The sequence below is a fragment of the Microbacterium sp. Y547 genome (genome assembly GCF_057669785.1).
Map to the genome: position 1 here is coordinate 224,271 of NZ_JBYHFN010000002.1, position 16,749 is coordinate 241,019.

The window sequence follows — 16,749 nt, forward strand, 5'->3', positions numbered from 1 at the left end:
CGTCACACAGACGGCGGAGGTGTGTCTTACTCCTCGTGGCGCAGGCGCAGCTTGTCCTCGTGGATCTCGTGCAGCGCGATCGTGAGCGGCTTGTCTTCGACGTTCGAGTCGACGAGCGGGCCGACGTTGTCGAAGAGGTTGCCCTCGTGCAGGTCGGAGTAGTAGTCGTTGATCTGGCGCGCGCGCTTGGATGCGTAGATCACGAGCTGGTACTTCGAGTCGACCTTCCCGAGCAGCGAATCGATGGGGGGATCGATGATCCCCTGGTTCTTCGTTCCGGCCATGGCGGAATCCTTTCGAAGCGGGTGGATGTCAGCGGTGGATGTCTGGGGCAGCGCGCCGAGCGCGCATGCATCCGACCATTCTATCCGACATGCGGGTCAGCGCGCCGTCACCTGGCGTTTTGATGAGATGACGCCCGTATCGAAGCCCGCCAGGCGCAGTCCGCCGTGGAAGCGGGCGTGCTCGATCTTGACGCAGCGGTCCATCACGACGCGGAGCCCGCCCGCCTCGGCGATCGCGGCAGCCTCTTCGTGCCATGAGCCCAGCTGCAGCCACAGCGTCTTCGCGCCGACGGCGACCGCTTCGCGTGCGACCTCGGGCAGATCGTCGTGCTTACGGAAGACATCGACGATGTCGGGGGCGACCGGCAGATCGGCGAGTGAGGCGTAGACGGGCCGGCCGAGGATCTCGGTCGCGCGCGGATTGACGAAGTACACGTCGAGGTCGGACCCGCCCAGCAGGTACGAAGCGACGAAGTAGCTCGCCCGCGCACGGTTCTCCGATGCTCCGACGATCGCGATGGAGCGAGCGTGGCGCAGCAGGTCGTAGCGCTGCGCCGCAGACGGCTCGTGCCACGTGCGTGCGACGTGCGCGGCCGGGGCGGCGGCGGGCAGCGCACAGGCAGCCGGCACCGCGGCGGGCGCGGGCAGAGCGCACGCATCGGGCTGATCGAGTCGCGCGGTCATCGCGGCAGTCCTGTCGCTCGGGTGAGGGCCTGATCGAGATCCCAGAGGATGTCCTCGGCGTCTTCGAGACCGACCGAGATGCGGATGAGGTCGACGGGAACGCCGGCTGCGGCGAGCTGATCGGGGGTCAGCTGCTGATGCGTCGTCGATGCGGGATGGATGACGAGCGTGCGCGCGTCGCCGATGTTCGCCAGGTGCGACGCGAGCTGGAGCGCATCGATGACGGCCTCCCCCGTGCTCCGTGCCGCGTCGAGGCGCTCGTCGCCCGACGCGAACTCGCCCGACGGTGTCACCCCGAACGCGAACACCGCGCCAGGCCCCAACGGCAGGTACCTGCGCGCGCGGTCGTGGTGCGGGTGACCCGCAAGTCCGGCCCAGGTGACGTACGAGACGCGGGGATCGGAATCCAGCCACTCCGCCACGACGCGGGCGTTCGCGAGGTGCGCGTCCATGCGCTGCGGCAGCGTCTCGACGCCCTGCAGCAGCAGGAAGGCCGACTGCGGGCTGAGTGCGGGACCGATGTCGCGCAGCTGTTCGGTGCGCAGCTTCGTGAGGAAGCCGTACTCGCCGAAGTTGTCCCACCAGCGGATGCCGCCGTACGACGGCACGGGCTCGGTCATCTGCGGGAACTTGCCGTTCCCCCAGTCGAACGTGCCCTTCTCGATCACGACACCGCCGAGGGTCGTGCCGTGACCGCCGAGGAACTTCGTCACCGAGTGGATGACGATGTCCGCGCCGTGCTCGAGGGGGCGGGACAGATACGGCGTCGCGAGCGTCGCGTCGACGACGAGCGGAATGGATGCCGCGTGGGCGACCTCGGCAAGGCCCGCGATGTCGGCGATCTCGCCCGACGGGTTGCCGATCATCTCGACGTAGAGCACCTTCGTCTCGGGGCGGATGGCGGCGGCGAAATCCGCAGGGTCGTCCGACGCGACGAAGGTCGTCTCGACACCGAAGCGCCGAAGGGTCACGTCGAGCTGCGTCACGGTGCCGCCGTACAGCTGTGCCGAGGCGACGACGTGGTCGCCCGCGCCCACGAGCGCGGCGAACGTGATGAACTCGGCGCTCATGCCCGACGCCGTCGCCACGGCGCCGATCCCGCCTTCGAGCGATGCCAGACGCTCTTCGAGCGCCGCGACGGTCGGGTTTCCGATGCGGGAGTAGATGTTGCCGTACTTCTGCAGCGCGAACAGGTTCGCGGCATCCGTCGCATCGTCGAACACGAACGACGTGGTCTGGTAGATCGGCACGGCGCGGGCGCCCGTCGAGGCGTCGGGGGTTCCGCCGGCATGCAGGGCACGGGTGCGGAATCCGAAGCGGTGGTCGTCGGTCATGTCTTCTCTCGGTGTGCGGGGCGGGGCGATGGTGACGCAGAGGCGAGCACGTCGGCGATCTGGGCGACGCTCCAGGGGTTCTGCAGCGAGGTGGTGTCGCCGAGGGGCGCGGGAATGTGCCCCGCTCGACGATCCCGCTCAGCCTGCCACAGCTGTGCGAGCAGGCGCCGAAGGATCTTTCCCGAGCGGGTCTTGGGCAGTTCGGGCACGACGTAGAGGTGCCGCGGCTTCGCGATCGGACCGATCTGCCGCGCGACGCCGTCGCGCAGCCGCGCCGGCTCTAGGTCGGCCCTGTCCGAGGCGACGACGAACGCCGCGACCGCGTGGCCGGTCACCGGGTCGTCGACGGCTGTCGCGCCGGCTTCGCCGACGCCCTGCTGCGAGACGAGAGCAGACTCGATCTCGATCGTCGAGAGGCGATGCCCCGAGACGTTCACGACGTCGTCGAGGCGACCGAGGATCCACACGTGCCCGTCGCCGTCGACGGTCGCACCGTCACCGGCGACGTAGTAGCCGCCGTGCGCACCGTGCCCCGCGAAGCGCGCCCAGTACGCATCGCGGTAGCGCTCGGGATCTCCCCACACGGTGCGGGCCATGCCGGGCCACGGTCGTCGCACGACGAGCGTGCCCGACCTGCCGGGCGTCACCGGGTCGCCGGCGTCGTCGACGACGGCCGCGTCGATTCCCGGCAGCGGAACGGTTGCCGAACCCGGCTTGAGCATTGTCGTCCCCGGCAGCGGCGCGATCATCGCGGCACCCGTCTCGGACTGCCACCACGTATCGACGACGGGCACGTCGTCACGGCCGAAGGTGCGCCGGAACCATACCCACGCTTCGGGGTTGATCGCTTCGCCGACCGTGCCGAGCAGGCGCAGCGACGTCAGGTCGTATTCCGCCGGCAGGTCATCGCCGAACCACGACATGAAGGTGCGGATGAGCGTGGGCGCGGTGTAGTAGACCGTGACCCCGTAGCGCTCGATGATCTCGAGATGCCTCTCGCGGTGCGGTGCATCCGGTGTGCCCTCGTAGATCACCTGCGTCAGGCCGTTCGACAGCGGACCGTACAGCTCGTACGTGTGCGCCGTGACCCACGCGAGATCGGCGGTGCACCAGTGCACGTCGTCGGGTTTCGCGTCGAAGTGCGCCCAGTGGGCCCAGCTGGCATGCGCGAGGTATCCGCCCGACGTGTGGACGAGGCCTTTGGGGCGCCCTGTCGTGCCGGAGGTGTAGATGATGAAGAGCGGATGCTCCGCCTCGAACGAGACTGCATCGTGCACGTCGCTCGCGGTGTCGACGACGTCGTGCCACCACACGTCGCGGCCGGCGGTCCACGGGACGTCCTGCCCCGTGCGCCGCACCGTGAGGACGTGCCGGACGTGGTCCAGACCATCGACGGCCGTATCGGCGGCCGACTTCACCTCGACGGCTGACCCCCGACGGAACTGGCCGTCGGATGTGACCAGGAGCGCCGCCCGGGTGTCCTGCAGGCGGAATCGCACGGCCTCGGCAGAGAAGCCGCCGAAGACGAGCGAGTGCACGGCGCCGATGCGCGCGCACGCGAGGGCGACCACGACGGTTTCGATCAAAACCGGCAGATACACCACGACCCGGTCTCCGGGCTCGATGCCCAGACCCAGAAGCGCGTGGGCTGCGCGTGCGACTCGCCGCTTCAGATCTGCGTACGTGACGCTCATACGGTCGCCCGGTTCGCCTTCGAAGTGCAGCGCGACGCGCTCGCCGCGACCGGCCTCGACATGACGGTCGACGCAGTTGTACGCGACGTTGAGCCGCCCGCCGGTGAACCATCGGGCAGCGGGGACCGAGAGGGTGCCGTCGGCACGCGTGACGGGTGGCTCCCACTCGAGGGGCGTATGCCAGGGCGCATCCCACGTCAATCGGTGCGCGGCCTCCTCCCAGAAGGCCGTGGGATCGGCGGCGGCGCGCGCGTAGGCCTCGTCGCCGAGGTTGGCCTGAGCGCGGAACGCGTCACCGGGCGGATAGGTTCGTCGTTCGACGAGCCGCGTCTCGGTCGTCACCTCAGGCCCACTTCTTGAGCAGGTGCTTCTGCACGATGCTGAGGATGCCGTTCGTCACCGCGCCCAGCAGCGCGAGCAGCACGATCGCGAGCAGGATGCGGTCGACGCGGCCCGTGCTCTGAGATTCGGTCAGCAGGAACCCCAGCCCCATCGAGGCGGCGATCAGTTCGGCAGCCACGAGGAAGAGCCACGCCTGCGCCATGGCAAGACGCAGTCCCGAGACGATCGAAGGAACGACGGCGGGCAGCTGCACGACGCGCAGCAGGTGCCACCCGCGCAGTCCGAACGAGCGGCCCATCTCGATCAGGTGGGGGTCGACGTGGCGCAGCGCCGAGCCGACGGTCGTGAAGACGGGGAAGAACGCGCCGATCGCGATGAGGGCGACCTTGGAGTCTTCGCCGATCCCCATCCACAGCAGCAGCAGCGGCACGAGGGCGAGGGAAGGGATGGCGCGGAGGGCAGCGAGGGTCGGGCTCAGCAGCACGTCGCCCGCGCGGGTGAGACCGACGAACGCCGCCGCGACGAGGCCGGCGAGAGCGCCGATCGCGAAGCCGAGCAGCACGCGCTGCACGGAGATGGCGATGTGCAGCCAGAGCACGCCGCTGTCGAGCATCTCGACGGCGGCCTGGAAGACCGTGGCGGGTGCCGGCAGCCGGTGCGGTGGCAGCACGCCCGTCACGGTGACCGCCTGCCAGAGCGCGAGCAGCGCGAGCGGCACGACGAAGCCGCCCGCGACGCGCACGACGCGGCGGTCCCAGAACGAGCGGCCCGCAGGTGCGGCCGTGGGCGCGGCGGTGACCGCCTCAGCCAGGGCGCTCATCGCCGGTTCACCGCCTCTTCGGCGAACGTCGCGTTGATGATCGTCGCCAGCGCGTCGGTGACGGCCTGCTCGCCGCCCTGCACGGCGTCGGAGTCGACCAGGACGGGGGCGATCTTCTCGAGCACCGCGAGCTGGGCATCACCGGGGATGCCGCTCACGTCGAGGTTCGACCGCTCCTGGACGACGGTCTCGGCGACGGCGAGGTCGATGCCGGCGACCTCGGCCAGCAACGCCGCCGTCTCGTCGGGGTGGGCCAGCGCCCACGCCCGGGCCTGTTCGTACGCGTCCACGACGACCTGGGCGACGTCGGGGTGATCGGTGATGAACTCCTCGGTCGCGTTGAGGAATCCGTACGTGTTGAAGTCGACGTTGCGGTAGATCAGCTGCGCGCCGGCATCGACTTCTGCGGAGGCCATGATCGGGTCGAGCCCCGACCACGCGGCGACCGATCCCGCCTCGAGCGCGGCCCATCCGTCGGCGTGCTGCAGGTTCTGCACTTCGACGTCGGCGATGCCGAGGCCCGCGGCCTGGAGCGCCTGCAGCAGGAAGAAGTACGGATCGGTGCCGATCGTCGCCGCGACGGACCGTCCCTTCAGATCGGCGACCGAGGTGATGTCGCTGCCGTCGGGAACGACGATCGCCGACCACTCCGGCTGCGAGAAGATGTCGATGACCTGGATCGGTGAGCCGTTCGCCCGGGCGAGCAGCGCGGCTGAGCCGGCTGTCGAGCCGACGTCGATCGACCCGGCGCGCAGCAGCTCGTTGGCCTTGTTCGAGCCGGCGGACTGCACCCACTCGACCGTGACGGAGTCGCCGAGCGTCTCTTCGAGGAGCCCCTGCTCCTTGACGACGAGGCTCAGCGGGTTGTACGTCGCGAAGTCGAGCGTCAGCGTGTCGGTCGACCACCCGCCCTCCCCCGCGGTGGCCGGTGCCGCGGCGGCGTTCTCGCCCGCGACGCATCCCGTCGCGCCGAGCATGACCACGCCGGCGAGGGCGAGGACGGGAAGGATGCGGCGAAGCGGACGGTTCATGGTGTCTCCTGAGTGAGGGTGTGGTGCGTGTCGACGCCGAGCCCCTCCAGCAGCTCGGCGCGCAGGTCGGCGAGAGTGCGGTCGGAGCGGTCGCGCGGGCGGAGCCCGGGAACCGTGATGGTGCGAACGATCGACGCCTCGCCGCTGTCGGGGCCCGGCTCGATGGCACGCAGCAGCAGCACCCGGTCGGCGAGGTAGAGCGCCTCTTCGACGTCGTGCGTCACGAGCACGACCGTGGTCGGCACCGCGGCGTGCACGTCATTCAGCAGGTCCTGCATGCGCAGCCGCGTCAGGGCATCGAGCGCGCCGAACGGCTCATCGAGCAGCAGCACCTCGGGACCGCGCGCGAGGGCGCGGGCGAGGGATGCACGCTGCGCCATGCCGCCTGACACCTCACGGGGGCGCAGGTGCGCAGCCTGATCGAGGCCGACGAGCGTCAGCAGTTCGGCGACGCGGTCACGACCGGCGCGCGTGTCGGTGCGGCGGTCGAGTCCCAGTGAGACGTTCTGGGCGAGCGTGCGCCAGGGTAGAAGTCGCGGCTCCTGGAAGGCGACGGCCGTCGTGCCGGCCACCTCGACGACGCCCGCGGTGGGTGCGTCGAGCCCGCCGATGAGGCGCAGCAGCGTCGACTTCCCGCAGCCGGACGGACCGACGATCGCGAGGATCTCGCCGTCTCTGAGGTCGATGTCGATGTCGCGCAGGACGGTGCGCGGCGTTCCACGCCCGGCGAAGGTGCGCCCGACGCCCGCAAGGCGGACAGCCGGAGCGCGGTCCACCGCGACGGTGGCCGTCTGACGAGGCGCGAGCAGGGTGCTGGACATGCACTGATGGTTTCGGAGGTGCCCCCCAGAACGAAGCCGCGCGTAATGTTCTGCAACGAGAGCGGCATCCGGACGATGCGATCCTGCGCCGCCGTCCGTTCGCGAACGCGTCAGGCCTGCGCGAGCGCGACCACTTCGTCCGCCGCACGAGCGACGTCGTCGTTCACGACGCGGTAGTCGAACTCGTCCTGCGAGGCCAGCTCGACCTTCGCCGTCTTGAGACGGCGGGCGCGCTCTTCGGCGCCCTCCGTGCCGCGCCCGACGAGCCGGTCGACGAGCTCGTTCCAGCTCGGCGGCAGCAGGAAGACGAGCGTCGCAGCGGGTTCAGCGGCGCGCACCTGGCGCGCGCCCTGCAGGTCGATCTCGAGCAGCACCGTGCGCCCCGCAGCCAGCGCCTCGTCGATCGGCGCGCGCGGCGTGCCGTAGCGGTACCGGTTGTGCACCGTCGCGTACTCGAGCAGCTCTCCGGCCGCGATCATGCGATCGAACTCGGCGTCGTCGACGAAGTAGTAGTGCTCACCGTCGACCTCACCGGGTCGCGGCGCGCGTGTCGTCGCCGACACCGACAGCATGATCTCGGGGTGGCGCTCCTTGATGTGCGCGGCGACAGTGCCCTTGCCGACCGCCGTGGGGCCTGCGAGCACGAGCAGGCGGCTGCGGCCGCTGCGGGGCTCGGGCTCGGGGCGTCGCTCGTCGAGGAAGCTCCGCAGCGCCGCGCGCTGGCGCGCGCCGAGTCCGCCGAGACGCTTGACAGGCGAGATGCCGAGCTCGGCGAGGATGCGGTCGCGCTTTCCTTCGCCGATCGCGGGGATGCAGGTGAGGAACTCGGTCACGCGCATCGCGCCCGCTGGGGCATCAGGCTGCGCGAGCGCGCGGCGCAGCAGCTCCTGCGGCGTGATGACGCGCGTCGTGACGTCGTGTTTGAGGGCGGCGCGTTCGCGGCGCGCCGCGACCGCACGGCGGGATGCCGCGATGCGATCGACGTCGGGAGGAGTGCGTGAGTCAGCCATCGGAACCACTACGGTACAACGCCGCGCGCTCGGCGATGCGCACCGCCAGGGCGTCGGGACCCGCCGAGAGGATGCTGCGGCTCTCGGACGCGACGACGTTCGCAGCGACCGCCCCGAAGAGCGACGTCAACTGCGCGGGCTCGGCGCCTTGGGCGCCGAAGCCCGGAGCGAGGATCGGGCATCCCGCGAGCACGTCGTCGGTGAGTCCGAACTCGAACCGATCGACGGTCGCCCCGATGACGAGACCTGCCGGTCCCAGGTCTCCGGAGAACGCTGCGGAGCCGTTGACCCACGCGATGTCGCGCGCGACGCGGGCTGCGACGGTCTGGTCGTCGGCCGATGCGACATCGACCGTCAGGGCGGTCTGCAGGGCCGCCGCCTCGGGATTGCTCGTCGCGGCGAGGACGAAGACGCCCTTGCCGCCGCGCACCGCGGTCGCGAGTGTCTCGCGCAGCGACTCGGGGCCGAGGTACGGGCTCACGGTGAGGGCATCCGCTTCGAGCGGGGAACCCGGTGCGAGCCAGGCGGCGGCGTAGCCGGCCATCGTCGAGCCGATGTCGCCGCGCTTGGCGTCGGCGATGACGAGCAGGCCCGCCGCGCGTGCCGCCTCGAGGACGTCCTCGAGGGCCGCGAACCCCGCCGACCCCCACCGCTCGAAGAACGCGACCTGGGGCTTCACGACGCCGACACGGCCGGCCGCGGCCTCGACGACACGCAGGCCGAAGTCGCGCAGGCCGCGCGCGCCGGCATCCATCCCCCACTCCGCGAGCAGGTGCTCGTGAGGGTCGATGCCGACGCACAGCGGTCCGTGCGCGTCGATCGCGGCGCGAAGCCGCACGCCGAACGGTGTCACGCGTGCGCTGCCCGCTCGGCGGCGTACTCCTGCAGGCTCTTCACGTCGAAGCCCTTGCGCAGCGTCGACATGCCGCTCACGGCGGCCCCGAGCACGGCCATCGTCGTGAAGAGAGCCTTGTCGCCCGCCACAGCCGCGGCGCGGATCTCGTAGCCGTCGGCGCGCGCCGTGCCGCCCGAGGGCGTGTTCACGACGATGTCGATCTCGCCCTGGTTGATGAGGTCGACGATGTTCGTCTCTCCGCCCTCCTGGGTCTCGCTGTACTTCGCGACGACCTTCACGGCGATGCCGTTGCGGGCGAGGATCTCGGCGGTGCCCTCGGTGGCCACGAGCGTGTAACCGAGCTCCTGCAGACGGTGCGCCGGCAGGATGACGGCGCGCTTGTCGCTGTCGGCAACCGAGATGAAGACGGTCCCCTCCAGCGGCATGCCGCCGTAGGCCGCCGCCTGCGACTTCGCGAACGCCGTCGGGAAGTCACGGTCGATGCCCATGACCTCGCCCGTCGAGCGCATCTCCGGGCCGAGTACCGAGTCGACCATCTTGCCGTCCTTCGTGCGGAACCGCTTGAACGGCAGCACGGCTTCCTTGACCGACACGGGCGCATCCAGCGGAATGCGCGAGCCGTCGGCCTCGGGCAGCAGGCCCTCGGCCTTGAGCTCGGCGATCGATGAGCCCACCATGATGCGAGCTGCGGCCTTGGCCATCGGAATGCCGAGTGCCTTCGAGACGAAGGGCACGGTGCGACTCGCCCGCGGGTTGGCCTCGATGACGTAGAGCACGCCCGCCGAGATCGCGAACTGCACGTTGAGCAGTCCCCGCACGCCCACGCCCTGCGCGATGGCGAGGGTCGCCGTGCGCACGCGGTCGACATCGGTGCGGCCGAGCGAAATCGGCGGCAGCGTGCACGACGAGTCGCCCGAGTGGATCCCGGCCTCTTCGAGGTGCTCCATGACGCCGCCGATGTACAGCTCGGTGCCGTCGAAGAGCGCGTCGACGTCGATCTCGATCGCGTCGTCGAGGAAGCGGTCCACGAGCAGGGGCTTGCCCTCTTCGACGATCACTTCCCCCGCCGTGCGCACGAAGTACTCGCGCAGCGCGGGGGTGTCGTAGACGATCTCCATGCCGCGGCCGCCGAGCACGAAGCTCGGGCGCACGAGCACGGGGTAGCCGATCTCTTCGGCGATGCGCACGGCACCCTCGGGGTCGATCGCCGTGCCGCTGCGCGGTGCGACCAGGCCCGCCTCGTCCAGCAGACGTGAGAACAGCTCGCGTTCTTCGGCGAGGTCGATCGCGGCGGGGCTCGTGCCGAGGATCGTGTAGCCGGCGTCCTCGATGCCGTGGGCCAGTCCCAGCGGCGTCTGTCCGCCGAGCTGGCAGATGACGCCGAGGATCTCACCCGACTGCGACTCGGCGTGCAGCACCTCGAGCACGTCTTCGAGCGTCAGCGGCTCGAAGTAGAGCCGGTCCGACGTGTCGTAGTCCGTGGACACGGTCTCGGGGTTGCAATTGACCATGACGGTCTCATAGCCGGCGTCCGACAGGGCGAACGACGCGTGCACGCACGAGTAGTCGAACTCGACGCCCTGACCGATGCGGTTCGGGCCCGACCCGATGATGACCACCTTCTGCCGCTCCGACGGTGTGACCTCGGTCTCGGCGTCGTAGCTGGAGTAGTGGTAGGGCGTGAGTGCCGGGAACTCCCCCGCGCACGTGTCGACCGTCTTGTACACGGGGCGCACGCCCAGCGCGTGACGGATGCCGCGGATCTCGGCCTCGGACACACCGCGCAGCTGCGCGAGCTGTGCATCGCTGAAACCGTGCTCCTTCGCCAGACGCAGGGTCGCGGCATCCAGTTCGGGTGCGTGCCGCACGAAGTCGGCGACCTCGTTGATGAGCACCATCTGGTCGAGGAACCACGGGTCGATCTTCGTCGCCTCGAAGGCCTGCTCGACCGTCGCACCCTTGCGCAGCGCCTGCTGCAGTACGACGATGCGGCCATCGGTCGGCGTCTTCGAGATCTCGAGCAGCTCGTCGACGGAGCGGTCTTCGGGCCCCCAGTGGAAGCTCGAGCCGCGCTTCTCGAGCGAGCGCAGCGCCTTCTGCAGTGCCGTCGCGTAGTTGCGTCCGATCGCCATGGCCTCGCCGACGGACTTCATGGTCGTCGTGAGGGTCGTGTCGGCGGCGGGGAACTTCTCGAAGTTGAACCGCGGCACCTTCACGACGACGTAGTCCAGGGTCGGCTCGAAGCTCGACGGCGTCACCTTGGTGATGTCGTTGGGGATCTCATCGAGCCGGTAGCCGATCGCTAGCTTCGCCGCGATCTTCGCGATCGGGAAGCCCGTGGCCTTGGAAGCCAGCGCCGACGAGCGCGAGACGCGCGGGTTCATCTCGATGACGATGATGCGCCCCGTCGCAGGGTCGATCGCGAACTGGATGTTGCAGCCGCCGGTGTCCACGCCCACGGCGCGGATGATGTCGATGCCGATGTCGCGCAGCTTCTGGTACTCGCGGTCGGTCAGAGTGAGCGCCGGGGCGACGGTGATCGAGTCACCCGTGTGCACGCCGACGGGGTCGACGTTCTCGATCGAGCAGACGACGACCGTGTTGTCGGACGTGTCGCGCATGAGCTCGAGCTCGTACTCCTTCCACCCGAGGATCGATTCCTCGAGCAGCACCTCGTTGGTGGGCGAGTCGTGCAGGCCCGCGCCGCCGATGCGGCGGAGGTCCTCTTCGTCATACGCGAAGCCCGAACCGAGGCCGCCCATCGTGAACGACGGGCGCACGACGAGCGGGTACCCGAGCTTCTCGGCGCCGGCGAGCAGGTCGTCCATCGAGTGGCAGATGACCGAGGCCGCGACGTCGGCGCCGGCTTCGAGCACGAGCTCCTTGAAGATCTGGCGGTCCTCGCCCTTGTTGATCGCCTCGAAGTTCGCTCCGATGAGCTCGATGTCGTACTTCTCGAGGATGCCGTGGTTGTGCAGCTCGATCGCGGCGTTGAGCGCCGTCTGGCCGCCGAGGGTCGGCAGAATCGCGTCGGGGCGCTCCTTGGCGATGATCGTCTCGATGACCTGCCACGTGATGGGCTCGATGTACGTCGCGTCGGCGAAGTCCGGATCGGTCATGATCGTGGCCGGGTTCGAGTTGACGAGGATGACGCGCACGCCCTCCTCACGCAGGACGCGGCACGCCTGGGTGCCCGAGTAGTCGAATTCGCACGCCTGGCCGATGACGATCGGCCCGGAGCCGATGACGAGGACGCTCTTGATGTCGTCGCGCTTAGGCATTGTTCTCCTTAAGTCCCTGACCTGCGTCCGACTGAAGGGTCGTGACCACGAGGTCACGGAACCGATCGAAGAGGTAGTTGGCATCGTGCGGACCCGCGGTCGCTTCGGGGTGGTACTGCACCGAGAAGGCGGGGATGTCGAGCGCGCGCAGTCCTTCGACGACCCGGTCGTTGAGGCCGACGTGGCTCACCTCGACCCGGCCGTAGCCGTTCGGGCTGTCGAACTCGCCCTCGAGGGGTGCCTCGACGGCGAAACCGTGGTTGTGCGCCGTGATCTCGACGCGCCCGGTCTGCTTGTCCAGCACCGGCTGGTTGATGCCGCGGTGGCCGAAGGGCAGCTTGTAGGTGCCGAGCCCGAGTGCGCGGCCGAGTAGCTGATTGCCGAAGCAGATCCCGAAGAACGGCAGGCGGTCATCGAGCACGGCGCGCAGGAGCGACACGTGATGGTCGGATGCCGCGGGGTCGCCCGGCCCGTTGGAGTAGAACACCGCGACGGGGCGGATCGCGCGGATCTCGTCGATCGTGACGCTCTGCGGCAGGACGTGCACGTCGAAGCCGCGGGCGGCCAGGTTGTCGATCGTCGCCTGCTTCACGCCCAGGTCGAGCACGGCGAGATTGCCGATCCGCTCCCCTGTCGCCGGGGTCACGCGCGCGGCGTCGACCGACACGGCGGCCGAGAGGTTCTGGCCCGCCATCGGCGGTGCTTCGTTGACGAGGCGCAGCTGCTCGTCGGGGTCGATGCCGGAGGCTTCGCCCGAGAAGATCCCTCCTCGCATGCTGCCCGCCGAGCGGATGTGCCGGGTCACGGCACGTGTGTCGATGCCGCTGATTCCGACGACGCCCTCGCGCACGAGCGCGTCGTCGAGCGAGCCGTCGGCCCGCCAGTTCGACACGACGCGAGAGGGGTCGCGCACGATGTAGCCGGAGACCCAGATGCGGTGCGACTCGACGTCTTCGGCGTTGACGCCGGTGTTGCCGATGTGGGGCGCGGTCTGCATCACGATCTGACCCGCGTACGACGGATCGGTGAGGGTTTCCTGGTATCCGGTCATGCCGGTGGCGAAGACGACTTCGCCGAGGGTCGTGCCGCGCGCGCCGTAGGCGCGCCCGGTGTAGCGGGTGCCGTCTTCGAGGACGAGCACCGCGGGGTCGGTGGAGAAGAAGGTCATGCGTCGCTTCCCGTCTGGGTCGGGGTGAGGATGCTCGAGATCGCATCGGCGAGGGCTCTGGCCGATGCGTCCTGAGGTCGGAGGTAGGAGTCGACGACGGTGCCGTCGTCGAGGCGCCACGTGAGGCGGACGAGCCCGTCGCGCTCGACGACGCGGTCGATCGTCACCGTGGCCTGCGTGACGCGATCGATGCGGTCGGCGCCCACGAACACGCGGGGCTTGCCGGTCAGATCGAGCGCGATGCCGGCGCTGGTCACCGTGACATCGGCGCGCGAGCGGAACGCGAGCCCGCGGATCGCCAGGCGCTCCAGCGGCTCGCCGTGTTTCGTCGTCGCGACGTACAGCGAGGGAAACTCGCTCATCGTCTCGGCGCCGGCGGGGGCTTCGCTCACAGGCGCGGACAGTCCCGAGTCGCGGCGCGTTCGTCGCCACCACGCGAAGGCCGCGAGCGCGAGGATGAGGACCGCGACGCCGATCATGACGGCGACGGCTCCTTCGCGGGTCATGCGCGCTCCCCCGGCCGGTCCAGCACGACCCCGTCGACGACCGTCGGCGTGCCGCGGTACAGCGTCCAGCGCACCTCGCCGGGGAGGTCGCGCCCGAGGTAGGGCGAGTTGACGCTGCGTCCGTGCAGGTCGTCCTTCGAGAAGGTGCGGACGGGCGCGGGATCGATCAGCGTGAGCGATGCCGCGTAGCCGGGCGCGAGCGGTGTGCCATGGCCCGCCAGCCGGCCGATCCGCGCCGGTTCGCGCGACATGATGCGGGCCACGTCGCTCCAGACCAGCATCCCCGTGTCGATCATCGTGTGCTGCACGACGCGCAGCGCGCTCTCGAGCCCGACCATGCCGTTCGCGGCGGCCTGCCACTCGCACGCCTTCGCTTCGGCCGGGTGCGGTGCATGGTCGGTGGCGACGATGTCGATCGTGCCGTCGGCGAGGCCCTCGCGCACGGCGCGGACGTCTTCTTCACGGCGCAGCGGCGGGTTCACCTTGAACCGGGCGTCGTAGTCGCGCACGAGTTCATCGGTGAGCAGCAGGTGGTGCGGTGTGACTTCGGCTGTCACATCGACGCCGCGCTTCTTGGCCCAGCGGATGATGTCGACCGATCCGGCCGTGGACAGGTGGCACACGTGCAGGCGGGAGCCGACGTGTTCGGCCAGGAGCACATCACGCGCGATGATCGACTCCTCGGCCACGGCCGGCCAGCCGGCCAGACCGAGCTCGGCCGAGACGGCGCCCTCGTTCATCTGGGCGCCCTCGGTGAGGCGCGGGTCCTGGGCGTGCTGTGCGATGACGCCGTCGAATGCCTTGACGTACTCGAGGGCACGCCGCATGATCAGCGGATCCCACACGCAGAAGCCGTCGTCGCTGAAGACGCGCACACGCGCCCGGGAGTCGGCCATCGCGCCGAGTTCGGCGAGACGCTCGCCCTTCTGCCCGACCGTGACGGCGCCGATCGGCTGCACCGTGACGAATCCGGCCGCTTCGCCGAGGGCAAGTTCTTGCTCGACGACGCCGGCGGTGTCCGCGACGGGTGAGGTGTTGGGCATCGCGAAGACCGCCGTGAAGCCTCCGGCCGCGGCCGCGCGCGATCCCGTGAGAATCGTCTCGGATGCCTCGTAGCCGGGCTCGCGCAGGTGCGTGTGCAGGTCGACCAGGCCAGGCAGGGCGATGAGCCCGTCGGCGTCCACGACGGTCGCTCCGGCACGGGACAGGCTCGAGCCGACCTGCGTGAGGACGCCGTCCTCGACGAGGATGTCTGCGGCGGGGCCGCCCTCGAGGCGGGCGCCTCGGATGAGGAACGTCTCAGTCATCGCGTGCTCTGCTCTCGTTCGGGTCGCTCGCCCGCCAGCAGCAGGTAGAGCGCGGCCATTCGGACTGAGACGCCGTTGGTGACCTGCTCGAGCACCGTCGAGCGCGGCGAATCGGCGGCTTCGGCGGAGATCTCCAGCCCTCGGTTCATGGGTCCGGGGTGCAGGACAATGCTACCGGCCGGAAGCGCGGCCAGGCGCCGTGCGTCCAGGCCCCATCGGCGTGAATACTCCCGTTCAGTGGGAAAATAGGCGGCGTTCATACGCTCGAGCTGGATGCGCAGCATCATGAGCGCGTCCGGACCCGCAGCGATGGCTTCATCGATGTCGTAAAGGATCCTCGCAGGCCACTGCGACGCATCCTGCGGAACGAGGGTGGGGGGCGCGACGAGCGTCACATCGGCGCCGAGGGTGTCCAGCAGCCACACGTTGGACCGCGCGACGCGCGAGTGCAGCACGTCGCCGACGATCGTGACCGACAGGCCCTCGAGGTCGCGACCGCGGCTGTCGTCGCCGAAGCGGCGCTTGCGGATCGTGAAGGCGTCGAGGAGGGCCTGCGTCGGGTGCTCGTGCGTGCCGTCGCCGGCGTTGACGACACCGGCCGTGATCCAGCCGCTCGTCGCGAGGGTGCGCGGAGCGCCCGAGGCTCCGTGGCGGATGACGACGGCGTCGGCGCCCAGGGCCTGCAGGGTCTGCGCCGTGTCCTGCAGCGACTCCCCCTTCGACACGCTCGACCCCTTGGCGGCGAAGTTGATGACGTCGGCCGACAGCCGCTTGGCTGCAGCCTCGAACGAGATGCGGGTGCGGGTGGAGTCCTCGAAGAAGAGGTTGACGACGGTCTTGCCGCGCAGCGTCGGCAGCTTCTTCACTTCGCGGCGCTGGGTGTCGGCCATGTCCTCGGCGACGTCGAGGATCTGCAGCGCGTCCTCGCGAGACAGGTTCTTGGTGTCGAGCAGGTGCCTCATGATTCGATCGTCACCTCGTCGGTGCCGTCGGTCTCCGCCAGGCGCACATTGACGCGCTCGTCGCGCGCGCTCGGCAGATTCTTGCCGACGAAGTCGGGCCGGATGGGCAGTTCGCGGTGACCGCGGTCGATGAGGGCGGCGAGGCGCACGACCGAGGGACGACCGATGTGCTGCAGTGCATCGAGGGCGGCGCGGATGCTGCGACCCGAGAAGAGCACGTCGTCCACGAGCACGACGACCTTGCCGTCGATGCCTCCGGCCGGGATCTGCGTCGGCTGGGGCGTGCGGGTGGGATTGCGGTGCAGGTCGTCGCGGTACATCGTGACATCGAGCGCGCCGGTCGGAATCGATGTGCCGCTGAACTCCGACAGCAGACCGCCGATGCGGCTGGCCAGGGTGACGCCACGGGTGGGGATTCCGAGGATCACGAGATCCTGGGGGCCCTTGTTGGACTCGAGGATCTCGTGGGAGATCCGAGTCAGTGCACGGGCGATATCGGCGCTGTGCAGGACGACGCGGGGCAGCTCGGTGCGCGTGCTCATCCGCCGCTCCCTTCTCCGCCTCACAGGACGGGGTTAAAGGTTGCTTGTTTCTTCCGACAGTCTAGGGGGTCGTGGGGGCTCGCGTGCTCGCCCGCTTCACCCCCGCG

Annotated in this window: 15 protein-coding genes; all 15 read right to left on the reverse strand. The window is 69.8% G+C overall.

Going from position 1 to position 16,749, the window contains the following annotated elements; genetic code table 11:
• Positions 1–26 precede the first annotated feature (26 nt).
• The 15 genes from rpoZ to pyrR all read right to left on the reverse strand — a co-directional run bounded on the left by rpoZ (position 27) and on the right by pyrR (position 16,642).
• Entirely contained in the window at positions 27–284 is a 258-nt protein-coding gene (gene rpoZ, locus AC25Y0_RS04030) for a DNA-directed RNA polymerase subunit omega (RefSeq protein WP_376125986.1), read from the reverse strand.
• A 96-nt stretch (positions 285–380) separates the two neighbouring features.
• Positions 381–968 (reverse strand): CoA-binding protein, encoded by a 588-nt coding sequence (locus AC25Y0_RS04035; RefSeq protein WP_488134225.1) that lies wholly within the window; start codon positions 966–968, stop codon positions 381–383.
• Positions 965–2,302 carry an O-acetylhomoserine aminocarboxypropyltransferase/cysteine synthase family protein gene (locus AC25Y0_RS04040; protein WP_488123102.1) on the reverse strand — a complete coding sequence of 446 codons (1,338 nt, stop codon included), beginning with the start codon at positions 2,300–2,302 and terminating at the stop codon, positions 965–967. Before AC25Y0_RS04040 ends, AC25Y0_RS04035 begins: the two co-directional genes overlap by 4 nt.
• Entirely contained in the window at positions 2,299–4,338 is a 2,040-nt protein-coding gene (acs, locus tag AC25Y0_RS04045; RefSeq protein WP_488134226.1) for an acetate--CoA ligase, read from the reverse strand. The genes AC25Y0_RS04040 and acs overlap by 4 nt, the downstream gene beginning before the upstream one ends.
• Position 4,339: 1 nt before the next feature.
• Positions 4,340–5,158, reverse strand: coding sequence for an ABC transporter permease (locus AC25Y0_RS04050; protein ID WP_488123104.1), 819 nt, complete (start codon positions 5,156–5,158; stop codon positions 4,340–4,342).
• Complete coding sequence (locus AC25Y0_RS04055; RefSeq protein WP_488123105.1) at positions 5,155–6,189, reverse strand: aliphatic sulfonate ABC transporter substrate-binding protein; 1,035 nt, start codon at positions 6,187–6,189, stop codon at positions 5,155–5,157. The genes AC25Y0_RS04050 and AC25Y0_RS04055 overlap by 4 nt, the downstream gene beginning before the upstream one ends.
• Complete coding sequence (locus tag AC25Y0_RS04060) at positions 6,186–7,010, reverse strand: ABC transporter ATP-binding protein (protein WP_488123106.1); 825 nt, start codon at positions 7,008–7,010, stop codon at positions 6,186–6,188. Before AC25Y0_RS04060 ends, AC25Y0_RS04055 begins: the two co-directional genes overlap by 4 nt.
• 110 nt (positions 7,011–7,120) lie before the next feature.
• Positions 7,121–8,020, reverse strand: coding sequence for a guanylate kinase (gmk, locus tag AC25Y0_RS04065; RefSeq protein ID WP_488123107.1), 900 nt, complete (start codon positions 8,018–8,020; stop codon positions 7,121–7,123).
• Positions 8,013–8,873, reverse strand: coding sequence for an orotidine-5'-phosphate decarboxylase (pyrF, locus tag AC25Y0_RS04070; RefSeq protein ID WP_488123108.1), 861 nt, complete (start codon positions 8,871–8,873; stop codon positions 8,013–8,015). Before pyrF ends, gmk begins: the two co-directional genes overlap by 8 nt.
• Entirely contained in the window at positions 8,870–12,157 is a 3,288-nt protein-coding gene (gene carB / locus AC25Y0_RS04075; RefSeq protein ID WP_488123109.1) for a carbamoyl-phosphate synthase large subunit, read from the reverse strand. The genes pyrF and carB overlap by 4 nt, the downstream gene beginning before the upstream one ends.
• The gene (carA, locus tag AC25Y0_RS04080) at positions 12,150–13,325 is read right to left on the reverse strand and encodes a glutamine-hydrolyzing carbamoyl-phosphate synthase small subunit (RefSeq protein ID WP_488123110.1); all 1,176 of its coding nucleotides are present in this window, start codon (positions 13,323–13,325) and stop codon (positions 12,150–12,152) included. The genes carB and carA overlap by 8 nt, the downstream gene beginning before the upstream one ends.
• Positions 13,322–13,831 (reverse strand): PH-like domain-containing protein, encoded by a 510-nt coding sequence (locus AC25Y0_RS04085; protein WP_488123111.1) that lies wholly within the window; start codon positions 13,829–13,831, stop codon positions 13,322–13,324. Before AC25Y0_RS04085 ends, carA begins: the two co-directional genes overlap by 4 nt.
• On the reverse strand, positions 13,828–15,138 hold the full coding sequence (locus AC25Y0_RS04090; protein WP_488123112.1) for a dihydroorotase: 1,311 nt from the start codon (positions 15,136–15,138) through the stop codon (positions 13,828–13,830). Before AC25Y0_RS04090 ends, AC25Y0_RS04085 begins: the two co-directional genes overlap by 4 nt.
• Positions 15,135–16,100, reverse strand: coding sequence for an aspartate carbamoyltransferase catalytic subunit (locus tag AC25Y0_RS04095; protein WP_488134227.1), 966 nt, complete (start codon positions 16,098–16,100; stop codon positions 15,135–15,137). The genes AC25Y0_RS04090 and AC25Y0_RS04095 overlap by 4 nt, the downstream gene beginning before the upstream one ends.
• On the reverse strand, positions 16,097–16,642 hold the full coding sequence (pyrR, locus tag AC25Y0_RS04100; RefSeq protein ID WP_488123114.1) for a bifunctional pyr operon transcriptional regulator/uracil phosphoribosyltransferase PyrR: 546 nt from the start codon (positions 16,640–16,642) through the stop codon (positions 16,097–16,099). The genes AC25Y0_RS04095 and pyrR overlap by 4 nt, the downstream gene beginning before the upstream one ends.
• Positions 16,643–16,749: the final 107 nt, after the last annotated feature.